Source organism: Rhodoblastus acidophilus, from assembly GCF_900187365.1.
Classification (GTDB): domain Bacteria; phylum Pseudomonadota; class Alphaproteobacteria; order Rhizobiales; family Beijerinckiaceae; genus Rhodoblastus; species Rhodoblastus acidophilus.
Map to the genome: position 1 here is coordinate 31,839 of NZ_FYDG01000013.1, position 14,626 is coordinate 46,464.

Annotated in this window: 16 protein-coding genes; 9 read left to right on the forward strand and 7 right to left on the reverse strand. The window is 67.8% G+C overall.

Annotated features, from left to right (window positions below; genetic code table 11):
- Positions 1 to 235 precede the first annotated feature (235 nt).
- The 4 genes from CFB24_RS17805 to CFB24_RS23160 all read left to right on the forward strand — a co-directional run bounded on the left by CFB24_RS17805 (position 236) and on the right by CFB24_RS23160 (position 3,238).
- Positions 236 to 739: a type III secretion system chaperone family protein gene (locus CFB24_RS17805; RefSeq protein ID WP_088521991.1), complete on the forward strand. Its 504-nt coding sequence runs from the start codon at positions 236 to 238 to the stop codon at positions 737 to 739.
- The gene (proC, locus tag CFB24_RS17810) at positions 736 to 1,542 is read left to right on the forward strand and encodes a pyrroline-5-carboxylate reductase (RefSeq protein WP_088521992.1); all 807 of its coding nucleotides are present in this window, start codon (positions 736 to 738) and stop codon (positions 1,540 to 1,542) included. The genes CFB24_RS17805 and proC overlap by 4 nt, the downstream gene beginning before the upstream one ends.
- A 49-nt stretch (positions 1,543 to 1,591) precedes the next feature.
- Positions 1,592 to 2,269, forward strand: a complete 678-nt coding sequence (locus CFB24_RS17815) for a TetR family transcriptional regulator (protein ID WP_088521993.1) — start codon at positions 1,592 to 1,594, stop codon at positions 2,267 to 2,269.
- An 819-nt stretch (positions 2,270 to 3,088) separates the two neighbouring features.
- Positions 3,089 to 3,238, forward strand: a complete 150-nt coding sequence (locus CFB24_RS23160) for a hypothetical protein (RefSeq protein WP_158255256.1) — start codon at positions 3,089 to 3,091, stop codon at positions 3,236 to 3,238.
- Between the two features lie 7 nt (positions 3,239 to 3,245).
- Here the strand turns inward: CFB24_RS23160 and CFB24_RS17825 are convergent, their stop codons facing one another.
- The 4 genes from CFB24_RS17825 to CFB24_RS17840 all read right to left on the reverse strand — a co-directional run bounded on the left by CFB24_RS17825 (position 3,246) and on the right by CFB24_RS17840 (position 6,699).
- The gene (locus CFB24_RS17825) at positions 3,246 to 4,091 is read right to left on the reverse strand and encodes a DUF1186 domain-containing protein (protein ID WP_141098493.1); all 846 of its coding nucleotides are present in this window, start codon (positions 4,089 to 4,091) and stop codon (positions 3,246 to 3,248) included.
- Positions 4,092 to 4,154: 63 nt separating this feature from the next.
- Positions 4,155 to 5,501, reverse strand: coding sequence for an ATP-binding protein (locus CFB24_RS17830; RefSeq protein ID WP_088521996.1), 1,347 nt, complete (start codon positions 5,499 to 5,501; stop codon positions 4,155 to 4,157).
- Positions 5,498 to 6,220: a response regulator transcription factor gene (locus CFB24_RS17835; RefSeq protein WP_088521997.1), complete on the reverse strand. Its 723-nt coding sequence runs from the start codon at positions 6,218 to 6,220 to the stop codon at positions 5,498 to 5,500. Before CFB24_RS17835 ends, CFB24_RS17830 begins: the two co-directional genes overlap by 4 nt.
- Positions 6,217 to 6,699, reverse strand: a complete 483-nt coding sequence (locus tag CFB24_RS17840; protein WP_088521998.1) for a MarR family winged helix-turn-helix transcriptional regulator — start codon at positions 6,697 to 6,699, stop codon at positions 6,217 to 6,219. The genes CFB24_RS17835 and CFB24_RS17840 overlap by 4 nt, the downstream gene beginning before the upstream one ends.
- 246 nt (positions 6,700 to 6,945) lie before the next feature.
- On the opposite strand from CFB24_RS17840, the gene CFB24_RS17845 reads away from it, so the two are divergent.
- Together CFB24_RS17845 and CFB24_RS17850 are read left to right on the forward strand one after the other, a co-directional pair.
- On the forward strand, positions 6,946 to 7,830 hold the full coding sequence (locus CFB24_RS17845) for a branched-chain amino acid aminotransferase (protein ID WP_088522049.1): 885 nt from the start codon (positions 6,946 to 6,948) through the stop codon (positions 7,828 to 7,830).
- A 195-nt stretch (positions 7,831 to 8,025) separates the two neighbouring features.
- Positions 8,026 to 9,762, forward strand: coding sequence for an OmpA family protein (locus CFB24_RS17850; RefSeq protein ID WP_088521999.1), 1,737 nt, complete (start codon positions 8,026 to 8,028; stop codon positions 9,760 to 9,762).
- A 10-nt stretch (positions 9,763 to 9,772) separates the two neighbouring features.
- On the opposite strand, the gene CFB24_RS17855 is transcribed toward CFB24_RS17850, so the two are convergent.
- Entirely contained in the window at positions 9,773 to 10,240 is a 468-nt protein-coding gene (locus CFB24_RS17855) for a molybdenum cofactor biosynthesis protein MoaE (protein WP_244593247.1), read from the reverse strand.
- Between the two features lie 134 nt (positions 10,241 to 10,374).
- On the opposite strand from CFB24_RS17855, the gene CFB24_RS17860 reads away from it, so the two are divergent.
- The 3 genes from CFB24_RS17860 (at position 10,375) to CFB24_RS17870 (ending at position 13,527) form a co-directional block, all read left to right on the forward strand.
- The gene (locus CFB24_RS17860; RefSeq protein WP_088522000.1) at positions 10,375 to 11,142 is read left to right on the forward strand and encodes an ABC transporter ATP-binding protein; all 768 of its coding nucleotides are present in this window, start codon (positions 10,375 to 10,377) and stop codon (positions 11,140 to 11,142) included.
- Positions 11,139 to 12,659 (forward strand): hypothetical protein, encoded by a 1,521-nt coding sequence (locus tag CFB24_RS17865; protein ID WP_088522001.1) that lies wholly within the window; start codon positions 11,139 to 11,141, stop codon positions 12,657 to 12,659. Before CFB24_RS17860 ends, CFB24_RS17865 begins: the two co-directional genes overlap by 4 nt.
- A gap of 490 nt (positions 12,660 to 13,149) precedes the next feature.
- On the forward strand, positions 13,150 to 13,527 hold the full coding sequence (locus tag CFB24_RS17870; RefSeq protein ID WP_088522002.1) for a hypothetical protein: 378 nt from the start codon (positions 13,150 to 13,152) through the stop codon (positions 13,525 to 13,527).
- Between the two features lie 166 nt (positions 13,528 to 13,693).
- On the opposite strand, the gene CFB24_RS17875 is transcribed toward CFB24_RS17870, so the two are convergent.
- Positions 13,694 to 13,987: a hypothetical protein gene (locus CFB24_RS17875; RefSeq protein WP_141098488.1), complete on the reverse strand. Its 294-nt coding sequence runs from the start codon at positions 13,985 to 13,987 to the stop codon at positions 13,694 to 13,696.
- Positions 13,988 to 14,147: 160 nt separating this feature from the next.
- On the reverse strand, positions 14,148 to 14,624 hold the full coding sequence (locus CFB24_RS17880) for an Lrp/AsnC family transcriptional regulator (protein ID WP_088522051.1): 477 nt from the start codon (positions 14,622 to 14,624) through the stop codon (positions 14,148 to 14,150).
- Positions 14,625 to 14,626: the final 2 nt, after the last annotated feature.

Here is a 14,626-nt window from a genome sequence, read left to right on the forward strand (position 1 = left end):
GGACTTTTTTTTGGCAGCATGGACTACCCTCCGCGAATCCAGCAGTTTGATCCTGCCGTAAGGGACGATTCACCTTCCGGGTCGTTGCAGCTATATTGACCTGGTCAGGTGATTCGCCGCTGCCTTGTCCGCCGTCCGCAGGGGTGGCGGCGCAAGGCGTCCGCGCGGCGAACAGTATCGGCGCGAGTTTAGCCATATCTTCACTCCTTCGCGCATTGCGCGCCGGAAACGATCCATGCTGCTTACTGAACTGGAACATAGCGAGAGATTCGAGCACCCGGTCGACGTGATCGAGCGGCTCGCCTGTCTGAAGGACTGGAGCTTCGACCGCGACGACGCGGATGAAATCTCGCTCGGCGTGACCGGCTCCTGGGCGGATTACAACATCGCCTTCACGTGGCTGTCGGAATGCGAGGCGCTGCATCTGGCCTGCGCCTTCGATTTGAAGGTTCCCGAACGGCGCCGCGCCGAGACGGCGCGTCTGGTGACCAAGATCAACGAGCAGATGTGGATGGGCCATTTCGACGTCTGGTCGCGCGACGGCGTGGTGATGTTCCGTCACGCCCTGCCGCTGGCCGGCGGCGCGCAGCCCGGCATGGCGCAATGCGAGGCGATGCTCTCGGCCGCGCTCGACGCCTGCGAACGCTATTACCAGGCGTTCCAGTTCGTGGTCTGGGCCAACAAGCCGGCGGAGGAATCGCTGTCCAGCGCCCTGTTCGAGACCAAGGGCGAAGCATGACCGCGCCCGAAACTTTGGCGCTGGTGGGCGCCGGCAAGATGGGGTCGTCCCTGCTTGGGGGCTGGCTCGCCGCCGGCTTCGAACCGCGGCGCATCAGCGTCTACGATCCCGCGCCCTCCGACGCGCTGCGCGCGCAGGCCGGCAAATGGGGCTTCGCGCTGAACCCCGCGCACGCGCCGGCCGAAGCGGTGGTGCTTGCGGTCAAGCCGCAGGCGCTCGACGCGGTGGCCGCCGGAATCGCGGCGCTGTTCGGCCGGGACAGCTTTCTCCTGTCGATTCTGGCGGGCAAAACCGTTCATAATCTCGCCGCCCGTCTGCCGGCCTCGGCGATCCTGCGCGCCATGCCCAACACGCCCGCCGCGGTCGGACGCGGCGTCACCGGCGTGTTCGCCAATGAAGCGACCCGCCCCGACCAGCGCGAAAAGGCGCAGTTCCTGCTCTCGGGCGTCGGCGGCGTCGAATGGGTCGAGCGCGAATCGCTGATTGACGCCGTCACCGCCATTTCCGGCTCGGGGCCGGCCTATGTGTTCAATCTGGTCGAGGCGCTCGCCGAAGCCGGGACGCAACTCGGGCTGCCGGCCGATCTGTCGCTGCGGCTCGCCCGCGCCACGGTGGAAGGCTCCGGCGAACTGCTGCGCCGCCAGCCCGACATCTCCGCCGCGACCCTGCGCAAAAACGTCACATCGCCCGGCGGAACCACGCAGGCCGCGCTCGATGTGCTGATGGCCCCCGACGGCTTGACGCCCCTGATGGTCCGAGCCGGCGCCGCCGCGCGGAAGCGCGCCGAGGACTTGTCCGGCTGAACTTGCGCGCGGCCGCGCTTCGACCCATCTTGTGCGTGGAGGGCCAGCCATGAGCGCGCATAAGCATAGATCGGACGAGAACGCGGAAAGCAAGCCGAAGGACGCCCGGGAAAAAGCCGTGGACGCGCTGATGGCGCTGGCGGCGGAAAGGACCTGGGTCGAAATATCGATGGCCGATGTCGCCGATCGCGCCGGCCTGTCGCTGGCGCAGTTTCGTGACGCGTTCCCGTCCAAGGGCGCCGTTCTCGCCGGCTTTTCCCGGCGCATCGACCGCATTGTGCTCGATGAGACGCCGGACGATCTCGCCGGCGAAAGCGCCAAGGACCGGCTGTTCGACGTTCTGATGCGCCGGTTCGACGCGATGAAACCCTACAAGGCCGCGCTCGTCCATATCGACGCCTGGGCGATGCGCGATCCCCCCGCCTTGGCCGAGATCAACCGACTCGCGATCAATTCGCTGCGCTTCATGCTGGAGGCGGCCGGGGAAAGCAGCGAGGGGCCGCTCGGCGCGGTGAAACTGCAGGGGCTGGTCCTGGTCTGGCTGCGGACGTTCCATGTTTGGCTTGACGACGACTCCGACGATTCCGCGCGGACCATGGCCGCGTTGGACCACGAGCTTGAACAAGGCCGGGTCTGGGCCGCAAGGCTCGACGACGCCGGCCGGGCGCTGGCCCCGCTGGCCGATCCGCTGATGGGGCTGGCGCGGCGGCTCGTCGGCGCGCGGTGAGACGAAAGGTCGGCGTCATTTTCGGTTGATAGGAGTAGCGGGAAGCGCGTGAGCGAATCGCAATGCCGGAGAAGGCCGGGCGGCCAACCGGGGCGGGGGTGGTCTTGCCGAGTCTTAGAATAACGATTTTCGACCGAACTGCGCAGAATCGCAATGAGATCGACTTCATTCACAAGAGACTCGTCCCCGGTCTCGCCGCCGCCAACGACAAGGTGAAGGTCAGTTCCCTCGATTATGACGAGTGCGATGTCGCGGTGATTCTCTGGTCGCCGCGCGGCGGCCCCGTGGAGCGGGCGCGCGCGGCGCGCAAAATCCGTCATTTGCACAGCCGCAATCTGCTGATTTTCGAAACGCCGATCCTGCGCGATTTCGACCAATGGCGCTTTCGCGCCGGCTTCGACCATGTCCATCGCGCCGGCCGTTTTTTTCGCCGCGACATGCCGTCGGACCGGGCCGAGGCGATGAATCTGGTCGCCGCGCCGTGGAAGGAAGGCGACGGGCCGGTGTTCATCGCCGGGCAATTGCCGGGCGATTATTCGCTCGACGGCGTTGACGCGCTCGAATGGGCCTTCGACGCCGCCAATTATATCGACCGCAAATGGCGCCGGCGAATCGTGATGCGCCCGCATCCGCTGGACACGTCCCTGCAATGGATCACCTATGCGTCCGCGCTCGGGGCCGATGTCTCGCGCCGGCCCTTGAGCGAGGATCTGGCGGCGGCCGGCGCCTGGGTGACCTTCACCAGCGGGTCGGCCGTGGACGCCGTCATGGCCGGCGTGCCCACTTTTTTGCCTCAGCCCCAACAATTTCGCATGGGAGGTGTCGGGCCATCGCCTGGCCGACCTGGCCGACCCCTGGCGCGGCGACCGCAGCCAGTGGATCGCCAATCTCGCCTACTGTCAGTGGACGGTGGACGAGATCGGCGCCGGCCATTGCTGGCGGCATTTGCGCGACTGCGTCGAGCGCTGACCCCGCCTCACTCCGCCTGCAAACAGCATTTCTTGTATTTTTTGCCGCTGCCGCACGGGCAGGGATCGTTGCGGCCGACATGCTTGAACTTGTTTTCGGCGGGCGGTTGGGGGGCGAGATCCTCCTCGTCCATGTCGAACACCTCCAGGGCCGCCACGGCGTCGTCGATCGGCCCCAGGCCGCGCTCCTTGAAAAAGCCGGCGCGGTCGGCGCGCGCCGCGCGCAGGTCGTCCTGGAAATCCTCGAAGCCGAGAATGTCGTTGTCCACCAGTTTCTGGCGGAAGGCGCGGGCGACCTGCGGCTCCAGTTCGCTCAAGCCCAGCAGGGCCACGCCCGCCTGCAGGCCGTACCAGACGACGTGAGTCTCGCGCGGCTCCAGCGTCTCGAACCAGTTCGCCAGCGTTTCGCGCATGTCTTCCAGCGGGATTTCGCCCGTATGGACGAACCAGGCCAGCGCCTCGATGGCGGCGACGCGCGCCCATTCGTCGGCCTGCGGCGTCTCCACGATCTTGCGCAGCGTGGCGAAATCGCCGTCGCACAGGCTGACGAACAGCGAGGGCAGCGTCTCGGTCGTTCCATCGCCGAGCATGTCGTAAAGCGGCGCGCCTTCCAGCGCCACCGCGACCAGCGGCGCGAAAGCGGCGGCGTCGCGCTTTTCCGCCAGCAGGTGCAGGCCGAAGAAGGCGCGCGAGGCGGTCTCCTCGGAGCGGTCGGCGCCGGACGCATACGCTTCGAGCGCCGCAAACAAGGGGGCGCGCGCCTCAGTCCATTTCTGGCGCAGCGTCATCAGCGCGTCGAGGGGGAAGGTTTCCGCGCCCGAAAGATCGGCCAGCGCGACGTCGACAAGGTTCATGGTGTTTCCCAACAGATTCAGGCGCGCCTCTATACCGCCAGGACGAAAAAATCGGAAATCCGCTCAGACCGGCACGCGCACGCTGGCGCGCAGTCCCCCCAGCGGGCTGGTGGACAGATAGATGTCGCCGCCATGCGAGCGGGCGATGTCGCGGGCGATGGCGAGGCCGAGACCGGTGCCGCCTTCGTCCTGGTTGCGCGCGGCGTCGAGGCGCACAAACGGCCGGAAAACCTCCTCGCGCTGGTCGGCGGGGATGCCGGGACCGTCGTCATCGACATGAATTTGCAGAAACTTCCGGTCGCAGGAGCCGTCGAGCGCGATGGTGCGGCCATGACGCAAGGCATTGTTGAGCAGATTGGCGAGGCAGCGCTTGAAGGCGTCGGGGCGCACGGTGGCGACGGGTTCGCCGGAATAGGCCACATGGGTCTCGTGGCCGAGCCGCTCCGAATCCTGGCGCAGCGCGTCCAGCAGGTCGGGAATGTTGGAGGGCGCGGCCACTTCGCCGGAATCGCCGCGCGCGAAAGCCAGATAGGCTTCGAGCATGCGCTGCATTTCGTTGACGTCGCCGGCCATGTCGACGACCTCCGGTTCGTCAGGCAGCAAGGCGAGCGACAGTTTGAAGCGCGTGAGAATGGTGCGCAGGTCATGGCTGACGCCGTTGAGCATGGTGGTGCGCTGCTCGATGGCCCGCTCGATGCGGCGCTTCATCTCAAGAAAAGCATAGGCGGCGCGGCGCACTTCGCGGGCGCCGCGCGGGCGGAACTCCACCTCGCGGCCCTTGCCGAATTCCTCCGCCGCATCGGCCAGCGCCATGATCGGGCGAATCTGGTTGCGCATGAACAGAATCGCCACCACGATCAGCACCGCCGCCGTGCCCACCATCCACACGATGAAAATATGAGTGTTGGAGGCATAGGCCTGGCTGCGCCGCGCCACCACGCGCAGCACGGCGTCGCCCAGGTCGATGCGCACCTCGATGAAATCCGACTGGCCCACCGTGTCGATCCAGAACGGCTGCGTCACCAGCCGGCCGATCTCCTGCGACATGGCGCGGTCGAGCAGGGAGAAGAACGGACGGGGCAGGGCGGAGGGCAGCGGCCCCGGCGGGAGAAGCTCCGCCTCGAAACCGAACCGCCGGCGCGCGATCTGTTCCAGCTTGGCGTTGTCGGCGCCGAACTCGCGATGAATGTCGATCAGCGCCGCGATGTCCTGGCTGACGGCGTTGGACAGGCGGAAGGTGACCAGATTCCAGTGGCGCTCCATGAACACCACGACGATGGCCGATTGCAGCAGCACCATGGGCGCGATGACGATCAGCAGCGAGCGGGCGTAAAGTCCCTTGGGCATCACGCTCGCCAGCGCGCGCGCGAATCCTTGCCAGGCGGCCAGAAGTCGCGCCGCCGCCGTCATCGCTCGGCCGCCAGCCGGTAGCCGATGCCCCGCACGGTCTGCAGCAGCAGCGGATTGGCGGGGTCTTCCTCGATCTTGCGGCGGAGGCGATTGACCTGCACGTCCACCGTGCGCTCGTTGGCCGCCTCGCCGCCGCCCAGGGCCTCGCGCGACACCGTCTCGCCGGGCTTTTCGCTGAGGATGCGCAGCATGTCGCGCTCGCGCTCGGTGATGCGGATGATCTCGTCGCCTCGCTTCAATTCGCCGCGGTCGGGATCGAAGCAGAACTCGCCGAACCGCGCCGGATTGGACGAGGCGGGCGCGCTGGTCCGGGTCATGCGGCGCAACAGGGCGGCGACGCGCAGCGTGAGTTCCCGCACGTCATAGGGCTTGGCGAGATAGTCGTCGACGCCGGCTTCAAGGCCCTGGATGCGGTCCTCGATCTCGGCGCGGGCGGTGAGCATCAGAATCGGCGCCTCGGCGATGGGCGCGTTGTCGGCGCGGAGCCGCGCGGCGAATTGATAGCCGTTTTCGCCGGGCATCATCACGTCGAGAATGATCAGGTCGAATTGCAGGCCGCGAATGCGCGCGCCGGCGTCCTCGGCGCTGTTGGCCACGGTGACGCGATAGCCCTCGCGCTGCAGCACCCGCGACAGCAATTGCCGGATGCGGCGGTCGTCGTCCACCAGCAGGATGTGCGGCGCGTCGTCGGAGGGCGCGGGGATTTCGGTCGGACTCATGGAATTTCCCCGGAATCGCTGACGGCGGCGAGAAAAGCCGCGCCCTGCGCCCGCGCTCCCGCCGGCAGCCGGTCCAGCGCCCGCGCGAACCGTTCCGATTGCACCAGCGCGATTTCCAGCGCCAGGGCGTGGCCGGCCTCGGTCGGAAACAGCAGCCGCTGGCGGCGGTCGGCGAGGCCGGGCCGCTGCTCGATATAGGCCTGGTCGAGCAGTTCCTTCAACACGCGGCTCAGACTCTGTTTGGTGATCCTGAGCAGGTCGAGCAGTTCGGCGACCGACAGGCCGGGCCGGCGATCGACGAAATAGAGCACGCGGTGATGGGCGCGGCCGAAATTGTAGCGCAGCAGCAGCCGGTCGGCGTCGCCGACGAAATCGCGATAAGCGAAAAACAGGGCTTCGATCAGGTCGAACATGGGCTCGTCCGCCGGTTCGCGCCCGGCGGGCTGCGGTGCGGTCTGGCGCTGCAAGGCTTGATCCATGCGGGCCCTTTCCAGGCTGAGGCTGGTCCGGCGAACGGGCCTCAGGTTTCGTTTCAAGGCGTTTCCTCATGCGAACCGGCGCCGTTTCGCGCGAAAACGCTCTGAATATGTCAGTTCTATTGACATATTTCAGGTCGGTTGCTACTCGTCAAGCTTCCCTCGAGCGGCGATCGAGCCGGCGCAGTCCGTGCTTCCCTCACAAAGCCGCCCATATTCAACTTTCCCGGCAGTTTGCAGGAGCGCGACATGTCCGTTTTGCCTTTCGACCAGCGTGATGGATTCATCTGGAAAGACGGCGAGATGGTCCCTTGGAAGGACGCCAAGCTGCATGTCCTCACCCACGGCTTGCATTATGGCTCCTGCGTGTTCGAAGGCGAGCGCGCTTACAATGGCGTGATCTACAAGTCGCACCAGCATGCCGAGCGGTTCAGGAAATCGGCGGAGCTGCTCGATTTCGAAATCCCCTATTCGGTGCAGGAGATCGAAGCCGCCAAGAAGCTGACCATCGCAAAGAACAATCTGACGAATTGCTATGTGCGCCCGGTGGCCTGGCGCGGCTCTGAAATGATGGCGGTCGCCGCCCAGAACGCCAAGATCCACATGGCCATCGCGGTGTGGGACTGGCCGTCCATGTTCGACATCGCCACCAAGATGAAGGGCATCCGGCTCGACATCGCCGAATACCGCCGCCCCGATCCGGCCTGCGCGCCCTGCGCCTCCAAGGCGGCGGGCCTTTACATGATCTGCACCATTTCCAAGCACCGGGCCGAGCGGCGCGGCTATGCCGACGCCATGATGCTCGATTGGCAGGGGCGCGTCGCCGAATGCACCGGCGCCAACATCATGTTCGTCAAGGATGGCGAAATCCACACGCCGATCGCCGACTGCTTCCTGAACGGCTTGACCCGCCAGACCGTGATCGGTCTCGCCAAGGACAAGGGAATCAAGGTCAACGAGCGCCGCATCATGCCGGAAGAACTCGCCGGCTTTGACGAGTGTTTCGTCGTCGGCACGGGCGCGGAGGTCACGCCGGTGTCGGAGATCGGGCCGTATCGCTTCACGCCCGGCGCCATCTCCCGCACGCTGGTCGAGGCCTACGCCGCCGAAGTGCAGCCCAAGGTTCACGCCTGAACCAGACAGGGCGCGAGGCGCGACAAGCGTCGATTCGCGCCCCGCGGCTTCGCGATCGAAGCCGCCCGCCCCAGGGCGAGGGAACGCGCGGCGCCGCGACAAGCGCCGCGCAAGGTCGATCGGGCTTCTTGTTCATGTCTCAGATTCGCGCTTGGCGCGAGCCTGACCCGGCGAACAGGATTGCGGAGATTCGGCATGGCGGCCCTCGACTCAGGCACTGACGACTCGGCTGGCGGAGGCGCCACAGGCGCCCGAGCGGTCCGGAAATCGAGCGCCCTGTTCGAAGTCGCAAGCGTCACGGCCGTGTTCGCGCTGGTCGGCGGCGCGACCTATCTGATCGACAGCTACACGCGCCTTCCGGCCTCCGTCGAAATGGCGCGAGCCAGGGCGACGACGCCGTTCGCGCCGGCCCCGGCGATGGACCCGGATACGTTCGAGACGGTGGCGGAGCGTCCTGCGCCGGAGCCGGTCGCTGAACCGGCGTCTTCGGAGGCCATCGCCGTGGCGTCCTCGCCTTTGTATCGCCGGCGCGATCTCGCGCGGCGCGCTGCTCAACCGCCCGCCGCGCCCGAGCCGAGCGTCGTCGCCGCCGCGCCGGTCGAGCCGTCCCCTTCCGCTGCGCCCGAGACGGTCGCTGTGGCTGAAGTTCCCGCAACGGCGGCCGCGCCGGAGCCGAGCGTCGCCGCCGCCGCGCCGGTCGAGGCTCCCCCGTCCGCTGCGTCTGAGACAGTGGCTGCGGCTGAAATCCCCGCCGCGCCGGCCGCGCCGGAGCCGAGCGTCGCCGCCGCCGCGCCGGTCGAGCCGCCCCCTTCCGCTGCGCCCGAGACGGTCGCTGCGGCTGAAATCCCCGCCGCGTCGGCCGCGCCGGAGCCGAATGTCGCCGCCTCCGAGCCTGCCGCGACAGCGGCGCCCGAAACGCTTGTTGCAGCTGAGGCTCCTGCCGCGCCGGCCGAGGCGGTTGTGGTGGCCGAGGCGCCCGCCGCGCCGGAGCCGAGCGTCGACGCCGCCGCGCCCGCGCCGACCCCGAGCGATCCTGCGCCGGCGCCGGTGGTCGCGGCGACAAGCAATCCCGCCGTGGATGACCAGATCATCACCGGGTCGATCCCGCCCAAACCGATTCGTCCGGCCGACGACCTGCCCCCCGCCAGCTTCGAGTTCAGCACGGCCGCCGGCCGTCTCCATGTCTCGGGCGTGGTGGCGGACCCGGAGACCCGCGCCGCCTTGCTGAACGCGCTCAAGGCGGTTCATGGCCCGCGCCGGATCGTCGGCGCCATCGCCGTCGAGCCTGGCCGCGCTTCGGCGCCTTGGCTCGCCGCGATGCCGGCCGCGCTGAAGACATTAAAAGTGTCCGGCCTCACCGTGCTGTTCAGCGGGAACGATCTCATGATCCGGGGCTATATGGGCGACGCCGACCGCACGCGCCTCTCGTCCAATGTGGAGGGCCTGTTCGGCGGCGACGTCAAGGTGGTGTCGCTGGCCGATCATTTGAGCGCGGTGTCGGCGCGCGCCAACGCCCGCGTGGCCGAAGCGCTGGCGGCGCTGCCGCCGGGCTTCGCCGCCGCCGATCTCGTCGGTGCGCTCAACTGCTCCGTCGTCAATTTCGCCTCGGCCAGCGCGGAGGCGCCCGCGACGGAGCGCGCCCTGCTGGGCCAGGCCGCCGCCCTGATGGCGCAACTTCCGCAGGGAACCGTGATCGAGATCGCCGGCCATACCGACGGCACCGGCGACGAGGCCGAGAATGTCGCGCTGTCGCGGCGCCGCGCCGAAGCCGTGCGCGCCGCGCTGATTCAGGCCGGGGCGAGGCCGGACATGCTCACGGCCAAAGGCTATGGCGGCGCCGCGCCAATCGTCGCCAACGACAGCGTCGAGGGGCGCTTCCGCAACCGCCGCATCGAATACCGGCTGGTCGGAAACCGCCTCGCCGGAAAGTAGGGGGCGGGCGTCAGCCCTGCGGGCGCTGCCATCGCGCCAGCGCCTGTTCGTCGGCGTCCTTGGCTTCGACCCAGGCGCCTGCGGTTCCGTCGGCGCGATGCTCCTTTTTCCAGAACGGCGCGCGGCTTTTCAGGAAATCCATGATGAATTCGGCGGCGGCGAAAGCGGCGGCGCGGTGGGCGCTGGTCGCCGCCACCAGCACGATCGGCTCGCCCGGCGCGATCTTGCCGTAACGATGCACGACGGTCAGCCCCAGCAGCGGCCAGCGGCTTTCGGCCTCGGCGGCGATGCGCTCCAGCTCCGCCTCGGCCATGCCGGGATAATGCTCCAGCTCCAGCGCGGCCAGACGGCCCGCCTCGTCGCGGCACAGGCCGACAAAGCTCACCAGCGCGCCCACATCCGTGCGCCCGACCGTCAGCGCGGCGGCGGCGTGGCCGGCGTCGAACGCCTGCGGCTGAACCCGGATCGTCCGTGTCACGGTCACTCTTCTGGCCTCGCGCGTTACATTGCGCGACTATTGCGCAAACGCGCGCCCCGCTCAATGCGGTGCTGTTGCTTAACCCAAAGGAAAGCCGCGTCGCCTAGCCTCGGCCCGATCTTTCAGGAGCGCATATGACCGAACAGCCCGCCGCCCTGCGCCTGCGCAACCTGCACAAATCCTTTGGCAAGAAAGCCGTGGACGGACTCGATCTCGCCATCAGGCCCGGTGAATTCTATGCGCTGCTGGGCGCCAACGGCGCCGGCAAGACAACCACCCTGCGCATGGTGGCGGGTCTGCTGCAGCCGGATGAGGGCGAGATTTTCGTCGATGGGATCGACGCGCGGAACGATCCGATCGCCGCCAAGCGGCGCATCGCCTGGCTGCCGGACGAGCCGCTGCTCTACGACAAGCTGACGCCGCTGGAATATCTCGAATTCGTCGCGGGCCTGTGGGGCATGAAGGCCGAGGAGGCCGGTCCGCGCGCGGACGCCTTGCTCCGCCGCCTGAACCTTTGGGAGCAGCGCAACCAGCGTTGCGAGGGGTTTTCGCGCGGCATGCGCCAGAAAACCGCGCTGGCCGGCGCGTTGATCCATGCGCCGCGCCTGCTGATGCTCGACGAGCCGCTCACCGGCCTCGACGCCGGCGCCGCCCGGCAGGTGAAGGACATGCTCGCCGAGCAGACCCGCGCCGGCGTGGCGGTGATCCTCACCACCCATATCCTTGAGGTCGCGGAAAAACTGGCGGACCGGATCGGCATTATCGCTGAGGGACGGCTGATCGCCGAGGGCGACCTCGCCCATCTGCGCTCGCTGAGCGCAGCGCAGACCGCCAGCCTCGAAGACGTGTTCCTCGACCTCACCGGCCCCGGCCGCCATTCCGTCGCGGGAGCGGCGGCGTGACCTCGCTCTCGCTGCCGCGTCTGCTGCGCCACGATCTCACCCTGTCGTGGCGCCGGCTGTGCGCCTTTTTGCGCGCGAAAAACGATGCGCAGGGCTTCGCCGTCATTGGCGCCGTCGTGCTCGCCCTGCACGGCGCCGGCTGGTGGTTCGCCACGTCGCTGACACAGGCGGCGGCGGATGACGGACGGGTCTTCCTCATGGCGGCCGGCATGGTCATCGTTCTGCCCTGGCTGTTTTCGCAGGGCCTCACCGGCGCGACCCGCGCGCTCTATTCGCGCGGCGATCTCGACCTGCTGCTGTCCTCGCCGCTGTCGCCGCGCAAAATCCTGACCTCGCGCGCCCTGGCCGTGGCCATCGAAAGTTTTGGCGCCGTCGGCCTGTTCCTGCTGCCGATCGCCGATGACGCGGCGCTGCAGGACGGCGCGGTCTGGCTGGCCATCGGCCCGGCGCTGGCCGCCACCGTGCTGCTCACCACCGGCCTCGCGCTCGCCGCCACGCTTGGGCTGGTCGCGCTGCTCGGCCCCAAGCGCACCCGCAGCGTCGGGCAGGTGCTGGCGACGCTGGTCGGCGCCTGGTTCGTGATCCTCGCGCAAATCTTCAATTTTTTGCCGGCGGATTGGCGCGCCGCGTTGCACGCCCAGATGAGCGCGCCGGCGCCGGGCGGCCTGTTCGACCCGGCTACGCCGCTGTGGCTGCCGGCCCGCGCCGCCGCCGGCGATTCTTTCGCGCTGGCGCTGTGGACTTTGCTTGGCCTCGGCGTGTTCATCGCTTCGATCGGCCTGCTCGGCCGCGCTTTCGCGCGCGGCGCCCTGAGCGCGGCGGGGGATGCGCACGCCATGCCCGTCGCGTGTGCGAAAGACCGGGGCTTCCGCTGCGACCGCGCCGGGGCGCTGCGCCGCAAGGAATGGCGCCTGCTCGCGCGCGACCCGTATCTTGTGTCGCAGGTTCTGCTGCAATCGCTTTACACCCTGCCGATCGCCCTGGTGATCTGGAAGGCGCTCGGCGGCGGGGGCGCGCTCGCGGTCTCGATCTCTCCGGCGCTGGTCGCCATCGCCGCGCAATTGGCGGCGGCGCTGGCGTTTCTTGCGGCGTCGAGCGAGCAGGCGAGTGATTTCGTCGCCAGCGCGCCGGTGTCGCCGCGCGAAATCCTGCGGCGCAAGCTGGAGGCGGTGGCGGCGCCCGTCGGCCTGTTCCTCGCCTTGCCGTTGGGCGCGCTCGCCTGGGTCGACCCGCGCGTGGGCGCCATCACTCTGGGCTTCGCGCTGGCGGCGGCGGCCTCGACCGCGGCGCTCAATTTCTGGAAACCGCTGGAAAACCGTCGCGGCGACCTGATCAAGACCCACGCTCAGAACAAGCTGGTCGGACTGGTCGAACATGGCCTGTCGCTCTGCTTCGCCATCGCCGCTCTGCTGGCCTGCCTCGACCTCTGGCAGACCATTTTGCCCATCGGCGCCGCCATGGGCCTGCTCTGGCTGAACGCGCCGCGCCCGGCCCGCATGGCGCCGCGCGCGGCTTAGCGCCGCGCCCCCCCGTCGGTTCAATCATCCCTTAGAGGCGGACGGCGCCGGCGCGACATTGTGTCGCGCGGCGCGTCCGAGGGGCACGCGGCTGCGGCGCGACCCAATTCATGGCGCGGGCCGGGTCGTCCGGCGTTCGTCGCCGCAAGCTTGCCGGCGCCGGGCGTGACGCCGCGCGTCGCTTTCGCAAAGTCAGAGTGGGGGCTGTGCGACTGTCTTCGCGCTTGCCGGTCCGTCGCGCGCGCCGCCAGAGCGTGCGCGGCGCGGGTGCGTCATTGTCATGTCTCTGCTTGTTGCGACAGGATGCTGTTGAAGTTGAAAAATAAATAAAAACGTAACAAATTACCTTGCGTCATGTGGACAATGTTTTGGAAAGTTTCTGAATATTACGATCTATACTGAGCTTTAAACGCGTGTTAATTTTTTGTTCATAATGCGTAGGCTAGGTTCACATTGCTTTCATGAGGAAGGCGCCATAGAGGAGCGGAGCATGAAGCTCGCCTATTGCAGACCGGCCACCGCGGCGCCGGACTTCAAGCCGCGGACCCGGGCGGACGTCCGTCTGTGCCTGGAGCAATGTCACGCCGATCTTGCGCATCAACCCGCCAGCGTCGCACGCCGGTTCGATCGTCTGCTGCGGCGTTTCGCCAGCGCGCTCGAAGGCGGCGACGCCGGGTCCCGCGCCGCGCGGCAGGCCGCCGACGCGCTCCATGCGCAGGCGCGCCAGCTCGAGGAAATGGTCGCCTGGCTGGCCGCGCTTCGAGGCTCTCACCCGGAGAGTTTGCAATTGCAGCGCAATATGGCGCGGTTGCTGCACGAGGTTTTCCGCACGCCGGAATGGCGGCGGCGTTTCATCGAAGGTCTTTGAAACAGGGACACCCTCTCCCCGCGCAAATCGGGCGCTCCCGGTTTGCGCGGGCGGCGGTCATCGCTGGCCTGGCGGGAGAGGGGTCTAATTTTGAGTTTGTGTTGGCGCGCGGTGTTTGCGGAAAGCGGGCGTCCGCTTTCCGTCGGCTGTTTCGCTTGAAAACGCGTTAGCTGCGTGAAACCATGAACAGCAATTGCGTGTCGAAGGCCGGCACTTTGGTCAGGCCGAGGGCGCGCAACGCGCGCGGCGCCTCGACATCGACGACGGAAAACCCTTCCGCGACGCTGCGTTGCTGCAATTCAACGGTCTCGCGGGCGAAGGTTCCGACAGGGTCGATCAGTCCGGTGAGATCTTCCGGCGACCATTTGGCGGTCCATCCCCACAATGTATCGTGCCCTGCGGGCAAGTCATGCGAAATGAAGTCCTGGGGCCGCGACGGCCCCCAGGCGGTAATGTTCATGATGTCCTCCCCTCCTGCCGGGCTGGGTCGCCGTCTCGCGGCCGCCGCTTTTTGCGGCTGTCCCAAACCTGACGTTGGAAAGATAAGCCTTTAGCAGCATACGCGCAACCGGCAAATGATCTGGCGCAACGCCCGGACGGGGGCGCAATCGCAAGGGAGATCAGGCGGGGTCCGCGGTTTCCGGCGCCGGCAGGGGATAGACTGTGGTCGCCTTGATCCGCTCCATGGCGAAGCGCGACGTCACTTTTTTCAAGGGCACGGCGGCGATCAGGCGCTGGTAGAACGCGTCATAGGCGGCCGTGTCCGGCGCCACCACGCGCAGCAGGTAATCGACGTCGCCGGCCATGCGATAGACGTCCATCACCTCGGGCATGGCCGATACGGCGGCGGCGAATTTCGCCAGCCAAGGCTGCGAATGGTCGTCGGTCTCGATCGAGACGAACACCGTCAGGGCGAGGCCGACCTTGCGGGGGTCGAGCAGGGCGACCCGGCCGGTGATGACGCCCGCCTTCTCCAGCTTTTGCACGCGCTTCCAGCACGGCGTGGACGACAGGCCGACCGCGCGCGACAGATCGGCCAGCGCGATGGCGGCGTCCTGCTGCAACAGCGCCAGGATCTTGCGGTCGAGGGCGTCGATCG